This window comes from Streptomyces sp. NPDC059371, assembly GCF_042751995.1.
GTDB lineage: Bacteria > Actinomycetota > Actinomycetes > Streptomycetales > Streptomycetaceae > Streptomyces.
The window spans coordinates 76,672-85,246 of sequence record NZ_JBHYXD010000032.1 but is presented as its reverse complement, the minus strand read 5'-3'; the positions used below and the strand labels follow the sequence as shown (position 1 = coordinate 85,246).

The following is an 8,575-nucleotide window of genomic DNA, read 5'->3' as shown; positions in this document are numbered from 1 at the left end:
CCGGTACATCGATGCCCGTCGCCACCGACGGTCACGTCTTGTCCAACGGCGACGGGCTGATGCACCGGCACGGCCCCGACCCACCCACCGACCCACGCACCCCGGACCCCGCCCGGAGCAGGCCAGAGCGCGCGGTACCTTCAAGCCGCGACCCGGTGCAGCATTCGCGGTCGCGTCAGGCGAGAGGGAGAGTGAACCCGTGAGTAAGTTCGTGCGGCCGGCTGCCGAGGGTGCGGACCCGTTCGGCACGGCCCGCCTGCGCCGCGGAGTACTGGACGCCTGGGCGGCCAGCCCGGCCAGGTTCCGCGAGGACGCCAACGCCGAGGAGGACCTCGTCCTCGGCGGGTACCGCGACCGCCTCGTCGTGGAACTCGCCCAGAACGCCGCCGACGCCTCGGCCCGCGCCGGGACCCCCGGCCGCCTGCGCCTCACGCTCCGCGACGGCGTCCTGGTGGCGGCCAACACCGGCGCCCCCCTCGACGCGGTCGGCGTCGAGTCCCTCGCCACCCTCAGGGCCTCAGCGAAGCGGGACGCCCACGACACGGCAGCCGTGGGCCGCTACGGCGTCGGCTTCGCCGCGGTCCTCGCCATCACCGACGAGCCCGCCGTCGTGGGCCGGCACGGCGGCGTCCGCTGGGCGCTCGCCGAGGCCCGCGACCTCGCCGCCGGCACCGCCGCGGACAGCCCCGGCCTCGGCGACGAGATCCGCCGACGGGACGGCCACGTACCGCTGCTGAGGCTGCCGTTCGCGGCCGAGGGCACGGCCCCGGACACGTACGACACCGCCGTGATCCTCCCGCTGCGCGACACCGCCGCCGAGGACCTCGCCGAGCGCCTCCTGCGCAACATCGACGACGCCCTCCTGCTGGCCCTCCCCGGCCTGGAGGAAGTGGTCGTGGAGATCGGCGACGCCGAGGTCCGCACCCTGCGCCGGACCGCCGCCGAGCACGGCGCCGTCATCGACGACACCCGTGACGGCACCACCCGTTACCGCACCGCCGAGGCGCACGGCCCCCTCGACACCGCCCTGCTCGCCGACCGCCCGGTCGAGGAGCGCCTGCGTCCGCACTGGTCCGTGACCTGGGCCGTCCCCGTGGACACCGAGGGAGCCCCGGGCCGCCCGAGGACCAGCCCCGTCGTGCACGCGCCGACGCCGAGCGACGAGGCCCTCGGCGTGCCCGCGCTCCTCATCGCCTCCTTCCCGCTCGACACCACCCGGCGCCACACCGCCCCCGGCCCGCTGACGGACTTCCTGGTGGAGCGCGCGGCGGACGCGTACGCCGAACTCCTCGCCGCCTGGCGGCCGGTGGACACCGGGATCATCGACCTGGTGCCCGGCCCGCTCGGCAAGGGCGAGCTCGACGGAGCGCTGCGCCAGGCGATCCTGGACCGGCTGCCGCGCACCGCGTTCCTGCCGCCCGCCGCCCCGCCGGCCCGGCTGCCGGCCGTCGACACCCCCGAGGACTGGCCCGGGAGCAGTCCCGCGGAGACCCCCGCCGCCCTGCGGCCGCGCGACGCCGAGGTGGTGGAGGGCGCGGGCGCCGAGACCGTCCGGGTGCTCGCCGAGGTACTGACCGGCCTGCTGCCCGCCGGGCTCGAACGGCGGGTGGAGCTGCGCACGCTGGGCGTCGCCCGGGTCCCGCTCGCCGAGGCCGTGGACCGGCTGGCCGGCCTGGAGAAGGACCCGGAGTGGTGGCACCGCCTGTACGACAGCCTCGCCGGGGTCGACCCGGACCGGCTGTCGGGCCTGCCGGTGCCGCTGGCCGACGGCCGTACGACGATCGGCCCCCGCCAGATCCTGCTGCCCACCCCCGAGGGGTCCCTGGTGGCCCCCGGGACGCTCGCCAGGCTCGGCCTCAAGGTCGCGCACCCCGACGCGGCCCACCCCCTCCTGGAGAAGCTGGGCGCGCTGCCGGCCTCGCCCCGCGCGGTGCTCACGACGCCGCAGGTGCGGGCCGCGGTGGCCGCCTCGCTCGACGACGAGGGCGGCGCGTGGGACGAGGACATCCTGGACGCGGAGGAGCTCGCGGACACCGTCCTCGCGCTGGTCCGTGACGCCGCGCTCGAACCCGGCGACGAGCCCTGGCTGGGCGCGCTCGCGCTGCCGGACGACGAGGGCGAACTCGTGCCCGCCGGTGAACTCGTGCTGCCCGGCAGCCCGTTCGCCCGGATCATGCGCGAGGACGAACTCGCCTTCGTCGACGCCGAGCTCGCCGACCGCTGGGGCGAGCAGCCCCTGGCGGCCTGCGGCGTGCTCGCCGGCTTCGCCCTGGTGCGCGCCACCGACGTCGTGCTCGACCCGGATGAACTGGAGCCGCGCGAGGGGGACTTCGCCGAGCCCGACGACGCGGGTCTGCTGGACGCGGTGGACGTGTGGTGCGAGGACGTCCTGGACCGGCTGCCCGACTCGCCGGTGCCGCCCGTCGCGACCGAGATCGTGGCCGTACGGGATCTGGACCTGGTGGACGACGACCGGTGGCCGCAGGCCCTGGCGCTGCTCGCCCAGCCGCCGCTGCGGGACGCGATCATCCAGCAGGTGCGCGTCCTGCTCCCGGACGGCACGCACGAGATCGTCCGGCCGCACACGGCGTGGTGGCTGCGCGGGCATCCGGTGCTCGACGGGCGCCGGCCGGCCGGTCTGCTGGCCGCCGGCGGCGATCCGCTGCTGCGCGGCCTGTACGACGAGGCCGACGCGACCGGCTTCGACGACGAGCAGGTCCTGCGGGCGCTCGGTGTCCGTACCTCCGTGGCCGCCCTGCTCGACGAGCCGGGCGGCGCGGCCGAACTGCTCGACCGGCTCGCGGAACCCGACCGTCCGGTCTCCGGTGCCCAACTGCACGGCCTGTACAGTGCGTTGGCCGATCTCGACCCCGAGCGGGTGACCCTGCCGGACGAGCTGCGGGCGGTCGTGGACGGCGAGGTGCGGGTCGTGGACGCGGCCGACGCGGTGGTCGTGGACTCCCCGGATCTGCTGGCCTTCACCGACGGGATGCCGCTGCTGCCGGTGCCTCCGGCGCGGGCCGCCGAGCTCGCCGAGCTGTTCCAGGTGCGCCGGCTCAGCGAGTCCGTCACCGGCGAGGTGACCTCCGAGGGCACCGAGCACGACGTACCGGAGTCCGTACGGGTCCTGCTGGGCCCCGCGACCCCCGCCTCGTACATGGAGCACGAGGAGCTCGTGGTCGACGGCACCGAACTGGACTGGCGCCGCACCCGGGACGGGGTCCTGCACGCTTCCACCCTGGAGGGTGTCGCCGCCGGACTCGCCTGGGCGGCGGGCCAGTGGCCGCGCCGCTTCGAGGTCGCCGCGCTGCTGGAGGACCCATCCCGCACGGAGGAGCTGGCCCGGGACCGCTGGTTCGACTGACCGCCCCCGACCGACCGTTCACGGCGGGCCGGGCGGTCGGGCCGGTCGGGTCGGTCGAGCCAGCCCGTCGGGCCGGTCGGGCGGGTCGGTCGGGCGGGTCGGTCGAGCCGGCCGGTCGGGCCGGTCGGTCGGGTTCCGACGTATTCGAGCCGGTCGGGTCCCGCCGTATTCGGACGGCACGTTTCGCCCGGTCACGGGAATTCCGGGGCCGGGCTTTTCTCCGTGTTTCGCCATCCCCGCGTAACGCGAACCTAAAAACTGCGACTTCTTCACCCCGCCCGTACAACCAGTCCCACCCCTCACTAATCTCACTCCTTGAGTCAACAGACTCACCGATCACTTGGGTCCCGTGCAGACGACGAGCCGTGAGGAACGACCACCGCCGGGACCCCCTTTCTCCACCTGGGGAACCCCATGCGTATACGAGCCACCGTGGCCGCCGTGACCGGCGCCCTGGCCCTTTCCGCTTTCGCCGTGCCGGCCGCGCAGGCCGCGGGCAACCCGCTGTCCGGCGTCACCGTCTCCAACGTCGTGATCAACGGCGGCAAGAACATCGTGGTCGGCGCCTCCGCGAAGGTCGAGGTCAGCGCGACCTACACCGTGACGCACCCCGCGAGCCTCAGCGCGAGCTCCTTCATGAGCGGTCCGCTGCTCTACCGCGGTACCTCGATCACCGAGCCGAGCGAAGCCCTCATCGGCGGCGACGACCCCGGCACCTGCACCGCCTCCTCCTCCACCGTGCTCAAGTGCACGGCCAAGATCCAGTTCCGTCCGGCCGCCACCGGCGACTACGACGACCTGGCCAACTCCCAGGCCGGTTCCTGGAAGGTCGGCGCGGTCGCGCTCGACAACAGCGAGCACTTCAAGTGGCAGAGCGACCTGGGCACCCAGAAGGTCCAGCGTCTGTCGAAGCTGACGGTCAACGCCGCGCCCGAGCCCGTCAAGAAGGGCAAGACCGTCACGGTCACCGGCGCCCTGACCCGCGCGAACTGGGACAACCACAAGTACCAGGGCTACACGGGCCAGCCGGTGAAGCTGCAGTTCCGCAAGGCGGGCAGCAGCACCTACACCACGGTCAAGACGGTCACCACGGACAGCTCCGGCAACCTGAAGACGACCACGACGGCCACCGCCGACGGGTACTTCCGCTACAGCTTCGCGGGCACCACGACCACCCCGGGCGTCAGCGCCGCGGGTGACTACGTCGACGTGCAGTAACACCGGAACACCCGGTAATACCTGAACACCCGATGCCACCAGGAATCCCCGGCCCCAGGGCCGGGGATTTCCGTTTGTCCCGGTCTCCGTCCCGATCCCCGTCCCGATCCCCGTATGCACCGCACAAAGATTTCGCTTCTCGTACGGCCATTCGAGAAGCGCCATCGGGACGGACAGCCACGGCAGCCTGAAGACGACCGCGACGGCCACCGTCGACGGCTCCTTCCGCTACGGCTTCGCGGGTACGGCGACCGCGGGTACGGCCACCATCCCGGCCGTCAACGCCACGGGCGACCACGTCGACGTCCGGTAGCCCATGAGCCGAGCTCGGCCCTGAGCCCGGCCGTGGATCCCCGGCCCACGGGCCGGGGATCCACGGCCGTTCGAAAGAGTCGTACAAAGATTTCATCTCCCGTACAACCATTCACTCGCCTGAGTGATCTCCTCTTCCGAGCCAACAGGCTCCACCAACACGTGGGCCCCGTGTGAAGACGAACCGTAAGGAACGACCACCGTCGGGGCCCCTTCTCCTCTTGGGGATTGCATGCGCATACGTGCCACTGTGGCCGCCGTCTCCGGCGCCCTGGCTCTCTCCGCCTTCGTCGTGCCGGGCGCCCACGCCGCCGACTCCTCCTCGTACCGCACCGACGTCGCCAAGGTGCGGGAGGCCGCCCACGCCGCGTCCGGCAAGACCGTCTACACCGGCTCGACCGGCGCTGTCGACGGCGTTCCGTACGACCTTGACGCCAGCTTCTCCAACATCAAGGTCAACGGCGGCAAGGCCATCACCGTCGGCATCAGCAACCACGTGGTCGTCCCGGTCACGTACACCCTGAACCACGGGGCCGACGTCGACATCACCGCCGACGACTTCCTGAACGGCCCCTACCTCTACAAGGGCTCGTTCGACACGCCGGACAACCTGCTCTTCGGCAACAACCCGGGGACCTGCACCGCCACCTCGGCGACCGCCGCCTCCTGCAAGGCGGTCATCGACATCTACCCGGCCGAGGGAGAGCTGTTCAATTCGGACGCGGGCGCCTGGAAGGCCGCCGGTCTGGCCATCGCGTACAACGGCGAGGACCCGGCCGACGAGAACATCGACCTGAGCAAGGTCGGAGTTGCGGACCAGGGCGGTTTCACCTCCCCCAACGTCCAGCGCTACTCCAAGCTGACCGTCAACGCCGCGCCGGAGCCGGTGAAGAAGGGCAAGACCGTCACGGTCACCGGCAAGCTCTCCCGCGCCAACTGGGAGGACAACGCCTACCACGGCTACACGGGCCAGTCGGTGAAGCTGCAGTTCCGCAAGAAGAGCAGCAGCACCTACACCACGCTCAAGACGATCAAGTCGGACAGCACCGGCAACCTGAAGACGACCACGACGGCCACCGTCGACGGTTACTACCGCTACAGCTTCGCGGGCACCTCGACCACCCCGGCCGTCAACGCCACGGGTGACTACGTCGACGTGCAGTAGTCGGTCACGTAGCTCTACGCGGGAACGCGGCGGTCGACCCATCTCCACAGGAACTCCAGGACGGCCGCCGCTGTCACCGAGATCAGCACCGCGATCCACGGCATCGTCGTGCCGACCAGCTTCAGCGCGAAGAAGTGCTGGAGCCCCGGCACCACGAGCACGAGCAGGAACGCCCCGCCCATCGAGGCGACGAGGCAGATCCGCCACCAGGTGTAGGGCCGGGCGATGATCGCGAGCACCCACATCGAGACCAGGAACAACGTCAGCGTCGCGGCGCTCGTCTCCGCCTCCAGCGAGCCCTCTCCCGTGTAGTAGTGGCGCGCGATCAGGTACATCGCGAAGGTCGCCGTGCCCGCGACCACGCCGCCCGGGATCGAGTACCGCATCACCCGCCGTACGAAGTGGGGCTGGGCGCGCTCCTTGTTCGGGGCGAGGGCGAGGAAGAAGGCCGGGACGCCGATCGTGAGGGTGGACAGCAGGGTCAGATGACGCGGCAGGAAGGGATACTCCACCTGCCAGCACACCACCAGCACGGCCAGCAGCACCGAGTAGACCGTCTTGACCAGGAACAGCGTCGCGACCCGGGTGATGTTCCCGATGACCCGGCGCCCCTCCCCGACCACCGAGGGCAGGGTCGAGAAGCTGTTGTTCAGCAGCACGATCTGGGCCACCGCGCGGGTCGCCTCGGACCCCGAGCCCATGCTCACCCCGATGTCGGCGTCCTTCAGGGCCAGGACGTCGTTCACGCCGTCGCCGGTCATCGCCACCGTGTGCCCGCCGGCCTGCAGGGCGCCGACCATGTCCCGCTTCTGCTGCGGGGTGACCCGCCCGAAGACCGTGCCCTTCTCCAGGGACTTGGCCATCTCCTCGCGCTCGTCCGGCAGCCGTCGCGCGTCCACGACCTCGCCGGTGAGTCCCAGCTTTCCGGCGACCGCTCCCACCGACACCGCGTTGTCGCCGGAGATGACCTTGGCCTTGACGTCCTGCTCGGCGAAATAGCGCAGGGTGTCGGCCGCGTCAGGACGCAGCCGCTGCTCCAGCACGATCAGTGCGGCGGGCCGGGCGGCCTCCGCGACGGCGGGGTCGTCGAGGTCCTTGGTGGTCCGCGCCAGCAGCAGCACCCGCAGGCCCGCCTCGTTGAGCCGCTCGGTCTCGGCGAGAGCCGCGTCCCCGGGTTCCAGCAGGACGTCGGGGGCGCCGAGCAGCCAGGCGCTGGACTCGCCGTTGCCCTCGCTGAAGCCGGCGCCGCTGTACTTGCGGGCGGAGGAAAAGGGCAGGGACTGGGTGCAGCGCCACTCCTCGCTGTCCGGGTAGGCGGCGATGATCGCCTGGAGGGAGGCGTTCGGCCGCGGATCCGACTCGCCGAGCGCGCCGAGGACCTTGCGCAGATACGACTCGTCGGTGTCTCCGAGCGGCCGTAGCTCGGTGACATCCATGCCGCCCTCGGTGAGGGTGCCCGTCTTGTCGAGGCAGACGGTGTCGATGCGGGCGAGGCCCTCGATGGCGGGAAGTTCCTGGACGAGGCACTGTTTTCGGCCGAGGCGGATGACGCCGATCGCGAAGGCGACGGAGGTGAGCAGCACCAGGCCCTCCGGGACCATCGGCACGATCCCGCCGACGGTCCGCGCGACGGAGTCCTTGAAGCCGTGCTGCTTGACGACGAGCTGGCTGATGACCAGGCCGATGGCGGTCGGGATCATCATCCACGTCACGTACTTGAGGATCGTGGAGATGCCGCTGCGCAGCTCGGAGTGGACGAGCGTGAACCGCGAGGCCTCCTCCGCGAGCTGCGCCGCGTACGCCCCCCGGCCCACCTTCGTCGCCGTGAAGGCGCCGCTGCCGGCGACGACGAAGCTGCCGGACATCACCGGGTCGCCGACGTGCTTGACCACGGGGTCGGCCTCGCCGGTGAGCAGCGACTCGTCGATCTCCAGCCCGTCGGCCTCCGCGCAGGTGCCGTCGACGGCGACCTTGTCGCCCGGCCCGATCTCGATGAGGTCGCCGAGCACGATCTGCGACGAGCGCACCTCGGAGGCGACGCCGTCCCTGCGGACGGTGGGTTTCACCTCGCCGATCACCGCGAGCGAGTCCAGCGTCTTCTTGGCGCGCCACTCCTGGATGATGCCGATCCCGGTGTTGGCGATGATCACGTAGCCGAACAGGCTGTCCTGGAACGGCGCCACGAACAGCATGACCAGCCAGAGCACGCCGATGATCGCGTTGAAGCGGGTGAACACGTTCGCCCGGACGATCTCGCCCACGGAGCGACTGCTGCGTACAGGGACGTCGTTCACCTCGCCGCGCGCGACCCGCTCGGCCACCTCGGCGGCCGACAACCCCTCGGCCCGCCGGGAGGCGGGTATGGGCACGGGGTGAACGGGATCCAGTCCGGCGCCCGCGTCGGTGTGGGTCATGCCTTCGACGGTACGTGCGGATATGCGGCTTCACCCGCCGAGTGCGCCAAAGTTCCGACCTGGGGAGGACTCGGAGCCGCGGGTCATGCTGCCGTGGGTGGA

4 protein-coding genes are annotated in these 8,575 nt (G+C 71.7%); 3 read left to right on the top strand and 1 reads right to left on the bottom strand.

The features are described from left to right. Positions 1–199 precede the first annotated feature (199 nt). From ACFXGX_RS20070 to ACFXGX_RS20060, 3 genes are all read left to right on the top strand, one after another. The gene (locus tag ACFXGX_RS20070) at positions 200–3,364 is read left to right on the top strand and encodes a sacsin N-terminal ATP-binding-like domain-containing protein (protein ID WP_384792753.1); all 3,165 of its coding nucleotides are present in this window, start codon (positions 200–202) and stop codon (positions 3,362–3,364) included. Between the two features lie 414 nt (positions 3,365–3,778). Further along, complete coding sequence (locus ACFXGX_RS20065) at positions 3,779–4,582, top strand: hypothetical protein (RefSeq protein ID WP_384792750.1); 804 nt, start codon at positions 3,779–3,781, stop codon at positions 4,580–4,582. A gap of 544 nt (positions 4,583–5,126) precedes the next feature. After that, positions 5,127–6,059: a hypothetical protein gene (locus tag ACFXGX_RS20060; protein WP_384792748.1), complete on the top strand. Its 933-nt coding sequence runs from the start codon at positions 5,127–5,129 to the stop codon at positions 6,057–6,059. A 14-nt stretch (positions 6,060–6,073) separates the two neighbouring features. On the opposite strand, the gene ACFXGX_RS20055 is transcribed toward ACFXGX_RS20060, so the two are convergent. Further along, positions 6,074–8,473 carry a cation-translocating P-type ATPase gene (locus ACFXGX_RS20055; RefSeq protein WP_384792745.1) on the bottom strand — a complete coding sequence of 800 codons (2,400 nt, stop codon included), beginning with the start codon at positions 8,471–8,473 and terminating at the stop codon, positions 6,074–6,076. Positions 8,474–8,575: the final 102 nt, after the last annotated feature.